The sequence below is a fragment of the Acidimicrobiia bacterium genome, from assembly GCA_035948415.1.
Lineage (GTDB): Bacteria > Actinomycetota > Acidimicrobiia > IMCC26256 > PALSA-555 > PALSA-555.
This window is the reverse complement of the sequence record DASZJD010000017.1, coordinates 31,207-48,770: the sequence shown is the minus strand read 5'-3', so window position 1 is coordinate 48,770 and position 17,564 is coordinate 31,207. Positions and strand designations below refer to the sequence as shown.

The following is a 17,564-nucleotide window of genomic DNA, read 5'->3' as shown; positions in this document are numbered from 1 at the left end:
GGAGACTGGTTTTATTCCGTGATGAGCCCACCCCCTGCCCCTGGTTCTGCTGGCGCCCCGTCGCCGGACGACGTCCGTCGCATCCTCGCCGGCGTCTCGGACCCTGAGCTGCACGCGAGCATCGTGGACCTCGGGATGGTCGACGACATCGGGGTCGACGACGGCGGGGCCGTGACGGTGAAGGTGGCGCTGACGACCGCCGGCTGCCCGCTGCGCACCCAGATCAAGGCCGACGTCGAATCGAAGGTCCGGGGTCTGCCCGGCGTCACCGACGTCCGCGTCGAGTACAGCGAGATGACGGCACCGCAGAAGTCCGCGGCCATGCAGCGGGCCCGATGGAACGCTCGCGAGGAGGCCGAGCCGACCGAGGTGCCGGCGTCGGCGCGGGTCGTGGCCGTCGCGAGCGGGAAGGGGGGCGTCGGCAAGTCCACCGTCACCGTGAACCTCGCCCTCGCGCTGGCGGCCCGAGGGCTGACCGTCGGGGTGCTCGACGCCGACATCTGGGGCTTCAGCGTCCCGCGCATGCTCGGGATCGAGGGTCGCCTCAGCGGCGAGGAGGGCAAGATCCACCCGCACGCGGTCGTCGTGCCCAACCAGCTCGAGCCCCACGGCCCGCCCGGGAGTCTGAAGGTCGTGTCGATGGGCTTCCTCGTCGACGACGCGCAGACCGCCCTCATGTGGCGAGGCCTCATCCTCACGAAGGCGGTCGAGCAGTTCCTGCACGACGTCCGGTGGGGCGACCTCGACTACCTGCTCGTCGACATGCCGCCGGGCACCGGCGACATCCAGATGGGGCTGGCCCGCATGCTGCCCCAGACCGAGCTGCTCGTCGTCACCACACCCGCGCTGGCGGCCCAGACGGTCGCGGCGCGCGTCGCGGACATGGCCCACCGCTCCTTCCTGAAGGTGCTCGGCGTCGTCGAGAACATGAGCGCCTTCGTCGCCCCGAACGGCGAGCGCTACCCCGTGTTCGGAGAAGGCGGTGGCGAGACCCTGGCCCACGCCGTCGGCGCGCCGCTGGTCGCGCAGATCCCGCTCGAGCCCGCGGTGTCGGCGGGCGGGGACGCCGGCGACCCGGTGGCGCGACGCGGCCCCGACGGACCGGCCGGCGCGGCGTTCCGAGCCCTCGCCACCCGGCTGGCGACGGAGCTGCTGCCGCCGGTGGAGATGAGCGGCTGCACGGCCCGCATCTTCGAGCTCGCGAGCCGCGGCGCCAGCTGACCCTCAGGCGGCCTTCCACGCCGCCTTCGCGCTGGTGCCCACGACCTTCCCGTCCGCCTTGAGCTCGAGCAGGTGGGCGTGCACTTGCCAGCCCGCGGCCTCGATGAGCTCGGGCGGCAGGCCGTCCCGGCCGTAGAGCGCGTCGACGATCTCCCGGACCCGGACCCCGTCGCGCTTGCGCACCAGCCGCAGAATCTGCTGGCCGCGCTGGCGCCGGTGCGTCAGGTAGTCGTCGAGCCGCGGCTTCGGCTCGTCGATCACGTCGCCGTGACCCGGGCAGATCCTCGACAGTCGGAGCCGCCGCAGCCGCTCGAGGGTCTGCACGTACACGCCCATGTCCCCTCCGCGGGCGGGGTTGACGACCGAGTACATGCCGTCCAGGACCGTGTCACCCGTGAACAGGACCCGCTCCTCCTCGAGGAGGAAGCACAGGTGGTTCGGCGCGTGGCCCGGGGTGTGGAGGACGTCCAAGCCCCACTCGCTGCCCTCGATGGTGTCGCCCTCGCCGATGAGACGGTCCGGCACCACGTCCGCGTCCTTGTCACGATGCTTGCCGAAGGCCAGGACCTCGGCGCCGGTCGCCTTCACGAGCCTCGCCGTCCCCGGCCAGTGGTCGGGGTGGGTGTGGGTGAGGACGACCCAGCGGACGCGCTCCCGCATGGAGGCCCCCACGATGGCGTCGATGTGTGACTTCACGTCGGGCCCGGGGTCGATGACCGCGACCTCGTCGATCCCGACGAGGTAGGTGTTCGTGCCCGCTCCGGTGAACGGGCCGGGGTTCGGCGCCACGACTCGTCGAACGAGGGGAGACAGCGCGCTCGGGACGCCGGGCGTGAGGTCGGGCATCAGCGGCCCAGCTTCGGTCGCAGGGCCAGGCCCACCAGGCCGGCGACGGCTGCGGGCGACAGAGGCCGTTCGCGCCGCCGGGCAGCCACCCGAGACTCGGTGTCGGCGGCGACGACCCCGCGCCGCCGGGTCGAAGCCGGCCGGGCGGCCGCGGCGCGCGCGAGACCACCCGTCGCCATCGGCAGATCCGTGCCTCTTTCGCGGTGCTGCACCAGCACATTGTACGGGCGCACGAATCGCGTCGCGACAACCACGCGACCAGCGGGCGCAAGCGTCGTACGCTGGCGCCGTGACTGACCCCCGGCGCGCGCTCCCCGCGGTGGATCGCGTGCTCGAGGAGCTCGACGGTCTCCCACGCGGGCTGCTGGCGCAATGCGCCCGCGAGGCGCTCGACGCGGCGCGCCGACAGATCGAGGCCGGTGCCGCCATCGAGCCGAGTCAGGTGGTCGAGGAGGCTCGGCGCCGTGTCGACCACGTCGCGGCGAGCCTCCTGCGACCGCTCGTCAACGCCACCGGTGTTCTCCTGCACACGAACCTCGGGCGGGCCCCGATCGGCGACGACGCGCTCGCCGCCGCGGCGCTCGTGGCTCGCGGCTACTCGAACCTGGAGTTCCGGCTCGAAACCGGCCGGCGCGGCTCGCGCCACGACCACGCCGGCAGCCTCCTGGCGCGCGCCGTCGGTGCGCAAGCCGGCATGGTCGTGAACAACAACGCCGCGGCCGTCCTCCTCTCGCTCGGGGCGCTGGCCCGGGACCGCGAGGTGGTCGTGTCGCGCGGCGAGCTGGTCGAGATCGGGGGCGGCTTCCGCGTGCCGGAGATCATGGCGGAATCGGGCGCCCGGCTGGTCGAGGTCGGCACCACCAACCGCACCCGCCTCGACGACTACGCCGGCGTCGTCGGTCCCGACACCGCGCTGGTGCTGAAGGTGCACGCCTCGAACTACCGCCTCGTCGGCTTCACCGAGTCGACCCCGGTGGCCGCGTTGGCGGGGCTCGGCACCCCGGTGATGGTGGATGCGGGATCGGGCCTGCTCGACGAGACGACGCCGTGGCTGGCCCGGCGGCCCGACTGGCTGCGGGACGAGCCCGGCGTGCGCCAGACCCTCGACGCCGGCGCCGGGCTCGTCACGTTCTCCGGCGACAAGCTGCTCGGCGGCCCTCAGGCGGGGATCATCGTCGGGCGGACCGACCTCGTGGCCACGATCGCCCGTCATCCCCTCGCGCGGGCCGTCCGCGCCGACAAGGTGACGCTCGCCGCCCTCGAAGCGGTGGCGATGGCCTACCTCGACGGGGACGCCACCCGGATCCCCCTGTGGCGGATGGCCACCGTCTCCCTGGACGCCCTCGGGGCGCGGGCGGAGGCGCTCGCCGCCGACGTCCCGGGAGCCAAGGTCGTCGACACGGAGGCGGTGGCCGGCGGCGGCTCGCTGCCGGGCCTCACGATCCCGTCGATCGGGCTGGCGCTGGACGTGCCGTCGCCCGACGCCGCCCTGGGCCGTCTGCGCCGCCACGACGTCGTCGCCCGCGTCGAGGCGGACGCGCTCGTGTGTGACCTGCGCACCGTCGATCCGCTCGAGGATGACCGTCTCGCCGCCGCCCTCCGGGCCGTCGTCGACGAGCGGTGAGGACCGTTGCCACCGCCGGCCACGTCGACCACGGCAAGTCGGCGCTGATCCTGGCCCTCACGGGCACCGACCCCGATCGACTCGCCGAGGAGAAGGCCCGCGGGCTCACCATCGACCTCGGCTTCGCCTTCACGACCCTGCCGTCGGGCACCGAGGTCGGGTTCGTCGACGTGCCCGGACACGTTCGGTTCATCAAGAACATGCTCGCCGGCGTCGGCGCGGTCGAGGTGGCCCTGTTCGTCGTCGCGGCCAGCGAAGGCTGGATGCCCCAGAGCGAGGAGCACCTCCGAATCCTCCAGCTGCTCGGCGTCCAGGCCGGGATGGTGGCGATCACCAAGGCCGACGCGGTGGACGCCGAGACCCTGGTCGTCGCCCAGCTCGAGGTCGAGGAGCGCTTCGCCAGCTCGCCGCTGGCGCACGCGCCGGTGGTGGTGTGCGACTCGATCTCGCAGCGAGGCCTCGACGAGGTGCGCGCGACCCTCGACGCCGTGCTGGCCACCGCGCCCCCGCCGAGAGACGTCGGGCGGCCGCGCCTCTGGGTGGACCGGGTGTTCGCGGCACGGGGGGCCGGGACCGTCGTCACGGGGACGCTCACCGGCGGCGCGCTCGCGGTCGACGAGGACGTGCAGGCCGGCGCGCACCGGGCGCGGATCCGCGCCGTGGAGTCCGCCGGCCGGCGTCTCGACCACGTCGGGCCCGGGGCCCGGGTCGCGCTGAACCTGGCCGGCGTCGAGCACCGCGACCTCCGACGAGGTGACGCCGTCGTCCGACCCGGCCAGTGGGCCACGCCCACCGTCGTGGACGTTGCCATGACGCCGCTCATGGCCGACGAGACGACGCGTCGACGCCGGCTCCACGCCGCCGTGGGATCGGGTGAGCATCGAGCGTCCTACCGGCCCCTGGACCCGGCCGGCCGTCTCGGCCGGCTGCGCCTCGAGGTCGCGCTCCCCCTCGCGCCGGGTGACCGGCTCGTCCTGCGCGACCTCGGCCGCCGTCGGACGGTGGCCGGCGCCGAGGTCGTGGACGTGCTGCCGGCCCGTCGGTCCAAGGACGCTCCCGCTCGGCTGGCCCTGCCCCTCGGGGAACGCCTCCTCGCGGCCTCGCCGTGGCTGACCCCCGACGGTATGGCCCGGGCCGGCGGGCTGTCGCCGGCTGAGACCGAGACGCTGGCCGACGACCTCGTGGCGCGGGGCCTCGCCAGCCGCCGGGCGGGATGGCTCGTCGAGACGAAGGCCCTGGCGGCGCTCCAGCGGGAGGCGCACCAGCGGGTCCAGGAGCGCCACCGGGCCCATCCGCAGGAGCGCGGGCTCGACCTGGCGGGCCTGGCGGCGGTGCTCCAGGTGACGCCGCCGCAGCTGCGCGCCGCGCTCGCCGACGACCCCGACCTGGTCGTCGACCGCGGGACGGTGCGGGACCGCAGCCACGCCGGGTCGGCGGCGGCCTCGCCGGCGGGTCAGCGCATCCTCGCCGCGTTCGAGGCGGCCCCGTTCGCCCCGCCGAGCCCGTCGGAGGCTGGAGACCCGGCGTTGGTGCGGGCGCTCGTGCGCGAGGGAGCGCTCGTTGACGTCGACGGGGTCGTGCTGGCGGCGGGTGCGCTCGACGCCGCCCGCCGGACCGTCGTCGACGCGCTGCGGCGGCGGGGTCGGCTGACGGTGGCGGACATCCGGGACCTGCTCGGCTCGACCCGCAAGTTCGTCGTGCCGATCTGCGGCTGGCTCGACCGGCAGGGCGTGACTCGCCGGCGCGGCGACGAGCGGATCCCGGGTCCGGCCAGCGGTCTCGCCCGCTGACTACCCCGCCCGCCGCTCCAGGAGAGCCTGGCGTTCAGCCTCGTTGAGGCCACCCCAGATCCCGTGTGGCTCGCGGGTGTCGAGGGCGAAGGTCAGGCACGGCGACCGGACGGGGCAGGTGGCACAGATCGCCTTCGCTCGCCGCTCCCGGGCGTCCCGCTCGGGACGGGGCTCGGCCGCCGCGGGCGGGTAGAAGAGCACCGACTCCGGGCCCCGACAACTGGCCTGGCGCTGCCAGGGCTCGTCGACGCCGAACCGCGCCACCCTCCCCCTCCTCGCCGGCCCCCTCGGGGGCCCAGCGCGCGGACCCTACCGCCGCCGCGCGGGACAGGAAAGAGGAGCGGACCGGAAGCGAGGCGACCGAGAAAGGGGCGACAAGACACAAGAGAGAGGAGAGCAGCGAGGTCGGCCGCGGTCAGCGGGCCGGCTCCGGGCTGTCGGCGCCGTCGCCGCGGCGGCGCCGGGCCCGCTCCCGATAGTCGCGAGCCCCGCCGCTCTCGGGCTCGACCTCCAGGACGAGGCCGTCGACCGCAACGACCCGCACGCTGGCGCCGGCGTCGATCGGGGTGGCCCTGTTGGTGCGGGCCCGCCAGCGACTGCCTCGGATGGTGACGACGCCGTCCGGATCCACCGCCACCTCGGCCCGGCCGACCTCGCCGACCAGACCCTCCCGCCCAACGGTGGGGGTCGAGAACCGTGAGCGCACAAACGCCGGCAGGGCCCCCACAAACAACACGAGTGTCGCAGTCACCACGAGCAGCACCTCCCACCACGGAACGTGGAGCCGGGTGGACCCCCCGACGAAGGTGACTGAGCCGCCGATCAGCGCGGCGGTGCCGGTCGCGGTCCAGAAGCCCACCCCACCGGCCTGGACGTCGACGGCGAGCGCGGTCACTCCGAGCCCGAGCAGCGCCGCGGCCCACCACGCCACCGGGAGGTGCGAGGAGCCGTAGGCGGCGCCGAGCACGGCGATGGCCCCGACGGCGGCGGCGAACCCGACGCTGGCCGCGAAGAACTCGAACACGAGGAGCGCTGCGCCGGCGACGAGCAGCAGGTACGCCACCCGGGGATTGATCAGGGTGTGCTGGATCCGGGCGCCGAGGCTGAGGCTGGAGAAGACGACGTCCTGGTTCGGCTGTCGGCGCCGGCCCCGGCCGGTGCCGATGACCCGTGCGGTCGACAGGCGGTCCGGGCCGGCCCCGGTGCGCACGGTCTGGCCGTCGAGGGTGACGATGACCTCCCCGAGCGTCGGCCGGACCCCGCTCGTCACGCGAGCCCGACTGGCGGCGCCCGCACCAAGCCGAGCTCGGGCCAGGCCGGCGGCTCGCCCGCCGTCCCGTCCGTTGCTGTCGGCGAGGGTGCGGAGCTCGGCGGCCGTCGCCGCCGGGGCGCGGGCGTGCGGCTCGTCGAGACGCTCCGGCGAGGCCGGCCCGAGATCGGAGCCCTGCGAGACGAACAGCACCGGCGCCGCCTCGGCGAGCAGCGCGGCCCCGCCCTCGGCGTGCGCCCCCGACGGGCCGACCCACACCACGACGGGGACGCGCGACCGTCGCACGGCGCGCAGTAAGGGCGCCAGGTCGCTCGCGAGCGGGCCCCGCGAGTTGAGCTGCATCAACAGCAGGGTCGAACGCGATGCGTTGGCATCGGCCACGGCGCGACGGGCGAGGGCGACGACGGGAGGGTCGAGGAAGCCTTGGAGCTGCACCACCGCGATCCCGCGACGCCCGGCAGGGGCGCGCACGGCCGACGACGGCCCCGTGGCGCGCGGCGCGTCCGTCAGACCCGCGGCGGTGTCGGCGCCGAGGCCGCCGAGCGCGAGCGCGCCCAGCACCACCAGCACGATTGCGACTCGTCGAGGGCCGCGCCCGTCGATGCCTCTCGTAGCATGACCGTCGAGCACGGAGGGCGGCAGTGCGGAGTCGAGCATGAATGTGGAGCAGTTCTGCTCCGCCTCCCGCGTCGTGATCGTGGCCGGCAAGGGTGGCGTGGGCAAGACGACCGTGACCGCGGCGCTAGCCACGGCCGCCGCGCGCGCCGGTGTCAGCGTGCTGATCGTCGAGGTCGAAGGCAAATCGGGGCTCGCGGCCGCGTTCGGGAGCGCGGACCTCACCTACGCCGAGCAGGAGCTCGGCGACGGGCTGCGGGCCCGCACACTCGCCCCCGACGAGGCCCTCGTCGAGTACCTCGAGGAGCGCGGCCTGCGCCGCGTCTCGCGTCGACTCGCGCGGTCCGGCGCGCTGGACGTGGTCGCCACTGCGGTGCCGGGCATGAAGGACATTCTCGTGCTCGGGAAGATCAAACAGCTCGAGCGGGCCGAGGCCGCGGAACTCATCGTGATCGACGCGCCCGCCGCCGGCCATGCCGTCACGTTCCTCCTGTCTCCTCGAGGCCTGCTCGACGCCGTACGGGTGGGACCGGTCCGATCGCAGGCCGAGGACGTGATCGCGATGCTGCAGGACCCGACCCGGTGTCGAGTCCTGCTCGTCGCGCTGCCCGAGGAGACTCCGGTCAACGAGCTCGTGGACACCGCCTTCGCGCTCGAGGACCGGGTGGGCGTCAAGCTGGGCCCGGTCGTCGTGAACCAGCTGCCGGAAAGCCTCCACATGGACGGCGTCACCGCCGACCGCGACGCGGCGACAGCCGGGCTCACGCTCACACCGCACGAGGCGGCGGCGCTGGACGCGGCGGCGTCGTTCCGAGCCGAGCGCCACGCGCTCGCCCAGGAGCAGGCCAGTCGCCTGGCTCGCCGGCTGCCGCTGCCGCAGCTGCACCTGCCGTTCCTCTTCGGGGAGATCGGGCCCGAAAGTGTCGCCATCCTCGCCGACGCGCTGGCGGCTGAGATCGCCGCCCTCCCGGAGTCCGTGTGAGCTCGCTCGACGATCTCGTCACTCGCGGCCACGTCGTCGTGTGCTGTGGCACCGGTGGCGTCGGGAAGACGACGGCGGCGGCCGTGCTCGCGCTCTCGGCGGCGCGCCGCGGCCGTGACGCGGTCGTGGTGACGATCGACCCAGCCAAACGCCTCGCGGACACGCTCGGGCTCGCCGACCTCGGCGACAGCGCGCACGAGATCACGCGCGAGCGCTGGGCCGTCGCTGAGGCGCCGGGCGGGGGACGGCTGTCGGCGCTCATGCTCGACACCCGCGCCACCTTCGACGGGCTGGTCCGCCGCTACGCACAGGACGAGGAGCAGGCGGCGCGGATCCTGAACAACCGCTTCTACCGAAACATCGCCGGTGCCCTGTCCGGCACGCAGGAGTACATGGCGATGGAGAAGCTGCACGAGCTGCACGAGGACGGCGGCTACGACCTCATCGTCGTGGACACGCCCCCCTCGCGCCACGCCCTCGACTTCCTCGACGCCCCGCAGCGTCTCCTGCGGCTCTTGGACAATCGGATCTTCCGCCTCCTCATGATGCCGACGCGTGCCTACGTGCGGGTTGCGAGCGCCGCGGTGCAGCGCTTCTTGCGGACGATCGGGAAGGTGATCGGTGCCGAGGTGCTCGACGACATCGTCGCCTTCTTCCGGGCCTTCGAGGGCATGGAGCAAGGCTTTCGGGACCGGGCGACCCGTGTCGCCGCGCTGCTGAGCGCGCCGACGACCGGCTTCGTTCTCATCACCTCCCCCCGGCGAGACGCCGTCGACGAGGCCGAGTACTTCGCCGGGCGGCTGCGGGCCTCGCACCTGGAGGTGACCGCCCTCGTCGTCAACCGTGTCCACCCCGACTTCGGCGTCGAGGGCCCGGTGGACGGCCTGCGAGCCCGTGCCGACGATCTACGTCACGCCGACGGCGACGCGGCCACGCGCCTCGCCCGGCGCTACGAGAACCTCGCTGACTACGCCGCGCTTGGCCAGCGGGAGCGGCACCAGCTCGCCGACGTGGGCACCCGCATCGGGGCCACGACCGTCGCCTACGTGGCCTCCCTCGCGCACGACGTCGTCGACTTTCATGCCCTCGACGCCGTCGCGGCGCAGCTCTTCGACGGACCCGGGGCATCGGAGGCGCCGAGCGACGTCCCGAGTCGATCGCCCGACCCGCCGGGCGATCGGTAACGTCTCGGTCGTGACGACCATCCTCGTCGCCGCCGATGGCGCTTGGATCCGAAACCAAGTGCGCAACGCGCTCGCGGGCGCCGATCAAGAGGTGATCGAGGTCGATCGGGGCCAGGACGTCCGCGACCTCGTCGCCGAGCGCCATCCCGACCTCGTGATCTGCGACTTGCAGATCGGCAACATGGGCGGGATCGCGGTCGCGATCGACCTCCGACTCGAGGCGTCGGCGGGACGCGTGCCGGAGGTCCCGATCCTGTTGCTCCTCGATCGGGAGCACGATCGCTTCCTCGCCAAGCGTGCAGACGCCGACGGCGAGCTCGTGAAGCCGATCGACGCGGGCACGCTCCGCCGCGCCGTGAAGCGCATCCTGGCGCGGCGAACGAACGCGTGAGGCCGGCGAGGCTGAACTCGCTCGAAGAGCCAAACGGGGCGGCCGCTACACTCGGCCCGCCACGGGCTGTGGCGCAGTTTGGTAGCGCGCTTCGTTCGGGACGAAGAGGTCCCGGGTTCAAGTCCCGGCAGCCCGACCACCCCAGCCCTGCTGAACCGCGACTCCGCCGTGGATCACCCGTCCGGACGGTCACGACGCGTTGAGCGCCGGCCTGGCTGCTAGCGGCGGTCGAGCAGGAGCTCGGCGATCTGCACGCCGTTCAGCGCCGCGCCCTTGCGGAGGTTGTCGCCGGTCACCCACAGATCGAGCGTCCGATCCTGGGACGGGTCCTCGCGAAGGCGCCCGACCAGCACTGGGTCGATGCCGGCAGCGTCGAGCGGGGTCGGCGCGCCGTCGCCGTCGGCCGCGAGCCTCACGCCCGGAGCCCGGTCCAACACCGCCGCGGCCTCGGCACGCGGCAACGCGCGAGAGAACTGGACGTTGGCGCTCATCGAGTGCCCGACGTAGACCGGCACCCGGACGCAGGTCGCGCTCACCTGCAGCTCCGGCGCGTGGAGGATCTTGCGGCTCTCCCGGACGAGCTTCCACTCCTCGGACGTGTAGCCACCTTCTTGCCGCCGGCCGGCGAGAGGGATGACGTTGCCGGCGATCGGCACCGGCCAGAGGTCGCCAGGCTCGAGTCCGTCTGGGGAGGCGCCGGCCCGGCGCAGCGCGTCCTCCTGGCCAGCGCCCTTCGTCCATTGCTCGGCGAGCTCGCGCACGCCGGCCTGCCCGGCTCCCGACACCGACTGGTAGGTCGACACGACGAGGCGCTCGATCCCCGCGGCGTGGTGCAGCGGGGCGAGGGCCATCACGAGCACCATCGTCGTGCAGTTCGGGCACGACACGATCCCCTGGGCCGCGTCGACCAGGTCGTGGGGATTGACTTCGGCCACGACGAGCGGCACCGCAGGATCCATGCGGAAGGCCGACGACTTGTCGATCACCCGGGCCCCGGCCGCCACCGCCCGAGGCGCCCACTCGGCGGCGAGGGGCTCGTCGACGTCGACGATCACGAGCTCCAAACCCTCGAAGCAGTCGTCCCGCAGTCGCTCGCAGACGACCTCGCGGCCGGCGAACGACAAACGACGACCCTCCGAGCGAGGGGATGCGTAGGCGCGCAGCTCGGTGACCGGAAACGACCGCTCCTCGAGCACGCGCAGCACCTCCGTGCCCACGAGCCCAGTCGCGCCGACGACACCGACGCGCATCGTCAGCCTCGCTCCAGCCCGAAGGCTGCGTGGAGCGCACGCACGGCTGGCTCCACGTCGCGGGCCGCGACAACACAGGAGATCCGGATCGACGACGTCGAGATCATCTCGATGTTGATGCCCTCCTTGGCTAGGACCTCGAACATCTCCGCGGCGACCCCGGGGTGGGTCTTCATGCCGGCACCCACCAGCGAGACCCGGCCGATGTCGGCGTCGTGGGTCACACCCGCCGCCTCGAGGTCGTCGACGATCGTGTCCATGACCTTCGTCGCCCGCGTCAGGTCCTCGCGGGGGACGGTGAACGAGATGTCGGTGTGACCGGCGCTCGACACGTTCTGCACGATCATGTCGACGTTCACGGATTCGTCGGCCAGCGTGCGGAACAGCTTGGCGGCCACACCCGGGCGATCAGGCACACGCGTGATCGTCACCTTCGCCTCGGAGACGTCGTGGGTCACGCCCGAGATGATCGCCTGCTCCATAGAGTCCTCCTCACCGACCCACGTCCCTGCCTCCCACGTGAAACTGGACCGGACGTGCACCGGCACGTGGTAGTTGCGGGCGAACTCGACCGAGCGCAGCGTCAGCACCCGGCCACCGGTGGCCGCCAGGTCGAGCATCTCCTCGTACGACACCCGGCCCAGCCGACGAGCCTCGGGCACGAGGCGGGGGTCCGCGGTGTAGACGCCGGCGACGTCCGTGTAGATCTCGCACATCTCGGCGTCGAGCGCGGCGGCGAGCGCGACCGCGGTCGTGTCCGAGCCGCCCCGGCCCAGGGTCGTGATGTCCGAGGTCGTCGAGACCCCCTGGAACCCGGCGACGACCGCGATGGAGCCGGAGGCGAGCGCGTCCCGCAGTCGCTCCGCCCGCACTTCGACGATCTTGGCTCGTCCGTGCGAAGTGTCGGTCAGGATCCCGGCCTGGGAGCCGGTGAAGCTCACGGCGTGCTCGCCGCGGTCGATGATCGCCATGCACAGCAACGCGATGGAGATCCGCTCGCCCGCCGTGAGCAGCATGTCGAGCTCGCGGGCCGATGGTGTCGCCGAGACCTCCATCGCGAGCCGCTCAAGCTCGTCGGTCGTCGAACCCATCGCTGACACAACGACCAGGACCTCGGAGCCCGCCTGCCGAGTCGCCACGATGTGGTCAGCGACGGCCTTGATGCGGGCGGGGTCTGCGACCGAGGTGCCCCCGTACTTCTGCACGACGAGGCTCACGACCTCCGATCGTACCGGCGGCCCCCGGCCGAGACGCTGAGGGTTCCTCCGCCGATCGATCACCCGGCGACGTGGTCGCCGTCGGTCGACCGCCGCGGCCGCCGAGCGACCGTCGAATCGCCTTCCCTAGACTGCGCCACCGTGTCGAAGGCGTCGAAGCGCGAGCGCCAGCGCCTGAACCGCGAGGCCCGCCGCGAGTACGAGGAGCGGGCAGCCAAGCGACGGCGCACCATGCGGACGGGGCGACGCTTCGCGATCCTCGGTGTGCCCGTCGTCGTCGTGCTCGTCGTGCTCGCGGTGAGCGGCGGGGGTGGCTCGAGCTCCGCCGGCGCCGTCACCTGCCAGAGCGCCAGCAGGCCGCCGCCCAAGGCGACACACCTGAGCGCCCCCACGCTCGGCGTCAGCACCAATGTCACCTACCAGGCCTCCGTCCGGACCACCTGCGGCACGATCCAGCTGGCCCTCGACACCCAGCAGTACCCGAAGGCGGTGAACAACTTCGTTGCCCTCGCCAACCAGGGCTTCTACGACAACCTGGCGTTCGTCCGGGCCGTCAAGGGCTTCGTCGTGCAGGCCGGCAGCCCCGACCAGACCAACCAGACCGCGAACAACGGGCCGGGATACACGATCCAGGCCGAGACGCCCACGACCCAGGCCGGCCGCCCGACCTACCCGGTCGGCACGGTCGCCTTCGCCAAGTCCAGTGCGGCGCCGGCGGGGAGCGCCGACTCGCAGTTCTTCATCGTGACCGGCGCGCAGGGGGCGGCGCTCCCCGCCAGCTACGCCGTCATCGGCCGGGTCACGAAGGGGCTCGCGGTGGCGAAGAAGATCGAGTCGTTCGCGCCCGCGAGCGGGGACGGACCGCCGACGACGCCGGTCGTGATCAAGGCGGTCCGGATCACGACGGGCGGCGCCCCGCCGCCGAGCAGCTAGCCCTACAGCCCCTCGAGCCCCTCGACCACCGCGCCGGCGGCGAACCGGGCGACGTCGCGGCCCGCGTAGACCGTGACGGCGCCCGCGCCAGCGACCCGCCACGTGCCGGTCGGGTCCCGCACCAACGCGGTCTGCTCGTCGACGCCGACGAGCCGGGCCCGGTCGGGCAGCAAGTCGATGGAGCGCTCGCGCAGGTGGTCGGCGGCGCTGCCGTGGTACGGGAACACCGCCAGGCCCGCGACCAGGCCCAGGCCGACGGTGTAGGCGCCGCCGCGCGGGTCCACCATCGGGTCGCAGAGCAGCGTGGCGCCGGCGCCCGACGCGGCGAGGACGCCGCCGCCGTGATACGAGGCGAGCATGGCCTCGAAGAGCGCCGAGTCCTTGAGCACGGACCGCAGGTGCAGGGGCGAGCCGTCCGAGAGGTACACGAAGCGCGCCCGGCGCACGACCTCCGCCACCTGGGCGTCCTCGGCCTCGGCCCGGTGCAGCACCATGAGCGGTCGGGCCGCGGCGCCGAGCGAGGCCAGGTACGCGGACGCCCGCTCGGCGACGCGCTCGGGATGCTCGAACGCCGCGGCCGACGGGAGGACCACGACCTCCTCGGCTCGCGCGGCCGCCAGGAGGTCCGTGTCGAAGCCACGGCAGCCATCGCTCCACTCGCCGCCGCCGATGAGCGCGAGCGTCCCCACCCCGCGCACGGCGCGCTTGGCCGCCGCCATCAGCGCACTCTAGGCGGCTCGCGTTCGCGGCCGTCGGGCCGGCGGCCCATACTGGCGCCGTGACGTCGGTGACCGTGCGACGAGGCGACCTCTACGAGGTCCTCGGCGTGCCGCCGACGGCGACGGCCGACGAGATCGGGGCCGCGTTCCGGGACCGCGCCAAGCGCCTGCACCCCGACCGCAACCCGGGGGACGCCCGAGCCGTCGAGCAGTTCAAGGACCTGACCCTCGCCTACCAGACCCTCATCCGGCCGAGGGCCCGGGCCGCGTACGACCGGCGGCATCGCCCGGGCCCGGTGCCCGCCGCGGCCGCGCCCGTCGTCTCGCGAGAGCCGCTGTTCCGGACTTCGGGTCGGGCGCGGGCGGCGGTGGCGGCCGGGATCGCGCTCCTGGTCCTCGGGGTCGCGCTGGCCACGGTGCTGCTCGTCGTCGACACCGGGGACGCCGGCGAGACGGTCACGCTCTGGATCGCGGCCGCGAAGCTCCTGCTCGGCGGCCCGGTGCTGGCCGGGGCCGGGCTCCTTCGCCTGCGACGACTTGCTACCGGGCGGTAACCTGACGCCTTCCCGTCGAGGGAGGAGACCAGGGCATGGAGGTCAAGCGCGTCGGGGTCGTCGGCTCCGGGATCATGGGGGCGGGCGTGGCCGAGGTGGCGGCGAAGGCCGGCTTCGAGGTCGTCGTGCGCAGCCGGGCCCAGTCCAGCGCCGATGCCCTCGCGGCCAGCATCGAGAAGTCCCTCGCCAAGCAGGTGGACCGGGGCACGCTCGAGGACGTCGAGCGGACCGCCACGCTGGAACGCCTCCGGGTCGTCACCGACCTCGGTGAGCTGGGCGAATGCGACCTCGTGCTCGAATCGGTGATCGAGGACCTGACCACGAAGCGGCACCTCTTCACCGAGCTCGACCGCGTCTGCGCCGAGCCGGCGGTGCTGGCCACGAACACCTCGACGCTGCCGGTCGTCGACCTCGCCATGGAGACGGGTCGGCCGGACCGGGTGTGCGGGATCCACTTCTTCAACCCCGCGCCGGTGATGGCGCTCGTCGAGGTGGTCCGGGCGATCACGAGCTCGGACGAGACGATCCGGACCGCCCGCTCGTTCGCCGAGGCGTGCGGCAAGGCCGTCGTCGACGTCCGGGACCAGGCCGGGTTCATCGTGAACGCGCTCCTGTTCCCGTACCTCAACAACGCCGTGAAGCTCTATGACGCCGGCGTCGCCAGCCGTGACGACATCGATGCGGCGATGAAGGGCGGCTGCAACTTCCCGATGGGCCCGCTCGAGCTGCTCGACCTCGTGGGGCTCGACACCAGCCTGGCCATCCTGGAGGCCCTCTACGCCGAGTTCCAGGAACCGAACTACGCGCCCGCGCCGCTGCTGCGCCGCATGGTCAGCGCCGAGCGCTACGGCCGCAAGTCCGGGGCCGGGTTCTACGAGTACCGGCGCTGACCCCCGCCCGCCGGGCGCGGTCCCCGGCGCTCCTCGGGAGTCGTCGCCGGCCGCCGGAGCGGCGAGAATGGAGCCCATGAAGGACCGGGCGTGGCTCATGCGGACCTACTCCGGTCACACGTCCGCCACCGCGTCGAACGAGCTGTACCGGACCAATCTGGCGAAGGGCCAGACCGGGCTCTCAGTCGCGTTCGACCTGCCCACCCAGACTGGCTACGACCCGGACCACCCGCTCGCGCGCGGCGAGGTTGGGAAGGTGGGCGTGCCCGTCCCGCACCTCGGCGAGCTGCGCACCCTCTTCGACGGGATCCCCCTCGAGGAGATGAACACCTCGATGACCATCAACGCCACCGCCATGTGGCTGTTCGGCATGTACTTGGCGCTGGCCGAGGAGCGCGGCGACGACCCTGCTCGCCTGGCCGGGACGACCCAGAACGACATCGTGAAGGAGTACCTGAGCCGCGGCACCTACATCTTCGGGCCGGAGCCGTCGCGGCGACTGACCGTCGACCTCGTCTGTCACGCCGTCCGCCACGCTCCTCGTTGGAACCCGATCAACGTCTGCTCGTACCACCTCCAGGAGGCCGGGGCCACGCCGGTCCAGGAGGTCGCCTACGCCCTGGCCACCGCGCTCGGGGTCCTCGACGCCGTCCGCGAGTCCGGTCAGGTCGGCCCCGAGGAGCTGCCGCTCGTCGTGGGTCGCCTCTCGTTCTTCGTGAACGCCGGGATCCGGTTCGTCGAGGAGATGTGCAAGCTCCGGGCGATGGGACGGCTCTGGAACCGCCTCACCGCCGAGCGCTACGGCGTCACCGACGAGTCGCTGCGCCGGTTCCGATACGGGGTGCAGGTCAACTCCCTCGGCCTCACGGAGGCCCAGCCCGAGAACAACGTGCAGCGGATCGTGCTCGAGGCGCTCGCGGTGACGCTCTCGAAGGACGCTCGGGCCCGGGCGGTGCAGCTGCCAACGTGGAACGAGGCGCTGGGCCTGCCGCGACCCTGGGACCAGCAGTGGTCGCTGCGCATCCAGCAGGTGCTCGCGTACGAGACCGACCTGCTCGAGTACGCGGACCTCTTCGAGGGCTCGACCGTCGTCGAGGCCAAGACCACCGAGCTCGAGGAGGCGGCCGCGGCCGAGCTCCAGTGGGTCCTCGACGGCGGCGGTGCCTTCGAGATGATCGACGCCATGAAGGGACGCTTGGTCCGGAGCCACGCCGAGCGTCGCCGGCGGCTCGAGGACGGGGAGCTCACCGTCGTCGGCGTCAACGCGTTCACCGAGACCGCGGCCTCGCCGCTCGTCACCGAGGACGCCGAGCACATCCTGGTCGTCGATCCGGCCGCCGAGGCCGCCCAGGTCGAGCACCTCGAGCGGTGGCGGGCGGAGCGCGACCACGCCGCCGTCCGGACCGGGCTCGACACCCTCCGCCGCGCCGCGGCGAGCGACGAGAACCTCGTCCCGGCGACGATCGCGCTGGCTCAGGCCGGGGGAACCGTCGGAGAGTGGGCCGACGCCCTCCGTGACATCTTCGGCGAGTACCGGGCGCCGACCGGCGTGGGGGCCGCGGTGAGCCCGCCGACCGGCGATCTGCGGTCGGTCCGGGACCGGGTCCAGGCCGCCGCCGCCGAGCTCGGCGGCCCGCTCCGGCTCCTCGTCGCCAAGCCCGGCCTCGACGGGCACTCGAACGGCGCCGAGCAGCTCGCGGTGGCCGCCCGTGACGCCGGAATGGAAGTGATCTACCAAGGGATCCGCCTCACCCCCGCGCAGATCGCCGCCGCGGCCCGAGACGAGGACGTGGACGTGGTCGGCCTGTCGATCCTCTCGGGCTCCCACCGCGAGCTCGTGCCGGAGACGACGCGGCGCCTGCGCGACGCCGGCGTCGACGCCCCCGTGGTCGTGGGCGGGATCATCCCCGATGCCGACCGGGCGGCGCTCAAGGCCGCGGGCGTGGCGGCCGTGTACACCCCGAAGGACTTCCGCCTCGCCGCCATCATCGGTGATCTCGCCGACCTGGCCGTCGCCCGTCGTCGCCGGGTGCGGACCACCGCTCGGGCGGGCTGATCGACTTCAACCGCGGCTGACG

General features: G+C 73.4%; 17 protein-coding genes and 1 tRNA gene. 11 read left to right on the top strand and 7 right to left on the bottom strand.

The window, feature by feature from the left end; translation table 11 throughout:
* The first annotated feature begins 21 nt into the window (after window positions 1-21).
* Window positions 22-1,221 carry an Mrp/NBP35 family ATP-binding protein gene (locus VG869_02090; protein HEV3449968.1) on the top strand — a complete coding sequence of 400 codons (1,200 nt, stop codon included), beginning with the start codon at window positions 22-24 and terminating at the stop codon, window positions 1,219-1,221.
* Window positions 1,222-1,224: 3 nt separating this feature from the next.
* Here VG869_02090 and VG869_02085 read toward each other — a convergent pair whose 3' ends face one another.
* Together VG869_02085 and VG869_02080 are read right to left on the bottom strand one after the other, a co-directional pair.
* A complete protein-coding gene (locus VG869_02085) occupies window positions 1,225-2,067 on the bottom strand; it encodes an MBL fold metallo-hydrolase (GenBank protein ID HEV3449967.1) in 843 nt (280 codons plus the stop codon).
* On the bottom strand, window positions 2,067-2,279 hold the full coding sequence (locus tag VG869_02080; protein ID HEV3449966.1) for a hypothetical protein: 213 nt from the start codon (window positions 2,277-2,279) through the stop codon (window positions 2,067-2,069). The genes VG869_02085 and VG869_02080 overlap by 1 nt, the downstream gene beginning before the upstream one ends.
* A gap of 77 nt (window positions 2,280-2,356) precedes the next feature.
* Here VG869_02080 and selA point away from each other — a divergent pair, with 77 nt between their 5' ends.
* Together selA and selB are read left to right on the top strand one after the other, a co-directional pair.
* On the top strand, window positions 2,357-3,691 hold the full coding sequence (gene selA, locus VG869_02075) for an L-seryl-tRNA(Sec) selenium transferase (protein ID HEV3449965.1): 1,335 nt from the start codon (window positions 2,357-2,359) through the stop codon (window positions 3,689-3,691).
* Window positions 3,688-5,481, top strand: coding sequence for a selenocysteine-specific translation elongation factor (selB, locus tag VG869_02070; GenBank protein HEV3449964.1), 1,794 nt, complete (start codon window positions 3,688-3,690; stop codon window positions 5,479-5,481). The genes selA and selB overlap by 4 nt, the downstream gene beginning before the upstream one ends.
* On the opposite strand, the gene VG869_02065 is transcribed toward selB, so the two are convergent.
* Together VG869_02065 and VG869_02060 are read right to left on the bottom strand one after the other, a co-directional pair.
* Window positions 5,482-5,745 carry a WhiB family transcriptional regulator gene (locus VG869_02065; GenBank protein HEV3449963.1) on the bottom strand — a complete coding sequence of 88 codons (264 nt, stop codon included), beginning with the start codon at window positions 5,743-5,745 and terminating at the stop codon, window positions 5,482-5,484. It abuts the gene before it with no gap.
* Between the two features lie 151 nt (window positions 5,746-5,896).
* Window positions 5,897-7,321 carry an NfeD family protein gene (locus tag VG869_02060; GenBank protein HEV3449962.1) on the bottom strand — a complete coding sequence of 475 codons (1,425 nt, stop codon included), beginning with the start codon at window positions 7,319-7,321 and terminating at the stop codon, window positions 5,897-5,899.
* Between the two features lie 85 nt (window positions 7,322-7,406).
* Here VG869_02060 and VG869_02055 point away from each other — a divergent pair, with 85 nt between their 5' ends.
* The 4 genes from VG869_02055 (at window position 7,407) to VG869_02040 (ending at window position 10,062) form a co-directional block, all read left to right on the top strand.
* Window positions 7,407-8,348: an ArsA-related P-loop ATPase gene (locus VG869_02055; protein HEV3449961.1), complete on the top strand. Its 942-nt coding sequence runs from the start codon at window positions 7,407-7,409 to the stop codon at window positions 8,346-8,348.
* Window positions 8,345-9,532: an ArsA-related P-loop ATPase gene (locus VG869_02050; protein HEV3449960.1), complete on the top strand. Its 1,188-nt coding sequence runs from the start codon at window positions 8,345-8,347 to the stop codon at window positions 9,530-9,532. Before VG869_02055 ends, VG869_02050 begins: the two co-directional genes overlap by 4 nt.
* Before the next feature lie 10 nt (window positions 9,533-9,542).
* Complete coding sequence (locus VG869_02045; GenBank protein ID HEV3449959.1) at window positions 9,543-9,923, top strand: response regulator; 381 nt, start codon at window positions 9,543-9,545, stop codon at window positions 9,921-9,923.
* A gap of 62 nt (window positions 9,924-9,985) precedes the next feature.
* Window positions 9,986-10,062: transfer RNA gene (locus VG869_02040), tRNA-Pro, on the top strand.
* 79 nt (window positions 10,063-10,141) lie between these two features.
* On the opposite strand, the gene VG869_02035 is transcribed toward VG869_02040, so the two are convergent.
* Window positions 10,142-11,173 carry an aspartate-semialdehyde dehydrogenase gene (locus VG869_02035; GenBank protein HEV3449958.1) on the bottom strand — a complete coding sequence of 344 codons (1,032 nt, stop codon included), beginning with the start codon at window positions 11,171-11,173 and terminating at the stop codon, window positions 10,142-10,144.
* 2 nt (window positions 11,174-11,175) lie between these two features.
* Window positions 11,176-12,390 carry an aspartate kinase gene (locus VG869_02030; GenBank protein HEV3449957.1) on the bottom strand — a complete coding sequence of 405 codons (1,215 nt, stop codon included), beginning with the start codon at window positions 12,388-12,390 and terminating at the stop codon, window positions 11,176-11,178.
* Window positions 12,391-12,531: 141 nt separating this feature from the next.
* Here VG869_02030 and VG869_02025 point away from each other — a divergent pair, with 141 nt between their 5' ends.
* Window positions 12,532-13,323, top strand: a complete 792-nt coding sequence (locus VG869_02025) for a peptidylprolyl isomerase (GenBank protein HEV3449956.1) — start codon at window positions 12,532-12,534, stop codon at window positions 13,321-13,323.
* Between the two features lie 2 nt (window positions 13,324-13,325).
* On the opposite strand, the gene VG869_02020 is transcribed toward VG869_02025, so the two are convergent.
* Window positions 13,326-14,042, bottom strand: a complete 717-nt coding sequence (locus VG869_02020) for a Type 1 glutamine amidotransferase-like domain-containing protein (protein HEV3449955.1) — start codon at window positions 14,040-14,042, stop codon at window positions 13,326-13,328.
* A 59-nt stretch (window positions 14,043-14,101) separates the two neighbouring features.
* On the opposite strand from VG869_02020, the gene VG869_02015 reads away from it, so the two are divergent.
* The 3 genes from VG869_02015 (at window position 14,102) to VG869_02005 (ending at window position 17,542) form a co-directional block, all read left to right on the top strand.
* Complete coding sequence (locus VG869_02015; GenBank protein ID HEV3449954.1) at window positions 14,102-14,596, top strand: J domain-containing protein; 495 nt, start codon at window positions 14,102-14,104, stop codon at window positions 14,594-14,596.
* 35 nt (window positions 14,597-14,631) lie between these two features.
* Complete coding sequence (locus VG869_02010) at window positions 14,632-15,486, top strand: 3-hydroxybutyryl-CoA dehydrogenase (GenBank protein ID HEV3449953.1); 855 nt, start codon at window positions 14,632-14,634, stop codon at window positions 15,484-15,486.
* A gap of 76 nt (window positions 15,487-15,562) precedes the next feature.
* Window positions 15,563-17,542, top strand: a complete 1,980-nt coding sequence (locus VG869_02005) for a protein meaA (GenBank protein ID HEV3449952.1) — start codon at window positions 15,563-15,565, stop codon at window positions 17,540-17,542.
* The last annotated feature ends 22 nt before the right edge of the window (window positions 17,543-17,564 follow it).

What these genes read in the sequence shown, in the direction of transcription:
- VG869_02090 (HEV3449968.1), top strand. Translation starts at nt 22, where the DNA reads ATGAGCCCACCCCCTGCCCCTGGTTCTGCTGGCGCCCCGTCGCCGGAC.
- VG869_02020 (HEV3449955.1), bottom strand. Translation starts at nt 14,042, where the DNA reads ATGGCGGCGGCCAAGCGCGCCGTGCGCGGGGTGGGGACGCTCGCGCTC.
- VG869_02005 (HEV3449952.1), top strand. Translation starts at nt 15,563, where the DNA reads ATGAAGGACCGGGCGTGGCTCATGCGGACCTACTCCGGTCACACGTCC.
- VG869_02035 (HEV3449958.1), bottom strand. Translation starts at nt 11,173, where the DNA reads ATGCGCGTCGGTGTCGTCGGCGCGACTGGGCTCGTGGGCACGGAGGTG.
- VG869_02085 (HEV3449967.1), bottom strand. Translation starts at nt 2,067, where the DNA reads ATGCCCGACCTCACGCCCGGCGTCCCGAGCGCGCTGTCTCCCCTCGTT.
- VG869_02055 (HEV3449961.1), top strand. Translation starts at nt 7,407, where the DNA reads ATGAATGTGGAGCAGTTCTGCTCCGCCTCCCGCGTCGTGATCGTGGCC.
- VG869_02010 (HEV3449953.1), top strand. Translation starts at nt 14,632, where the DNA reads ATGGAGGTCAAGCGCGTCGGGGTCGTCGGCTCCGGGATCATGGGGGCG.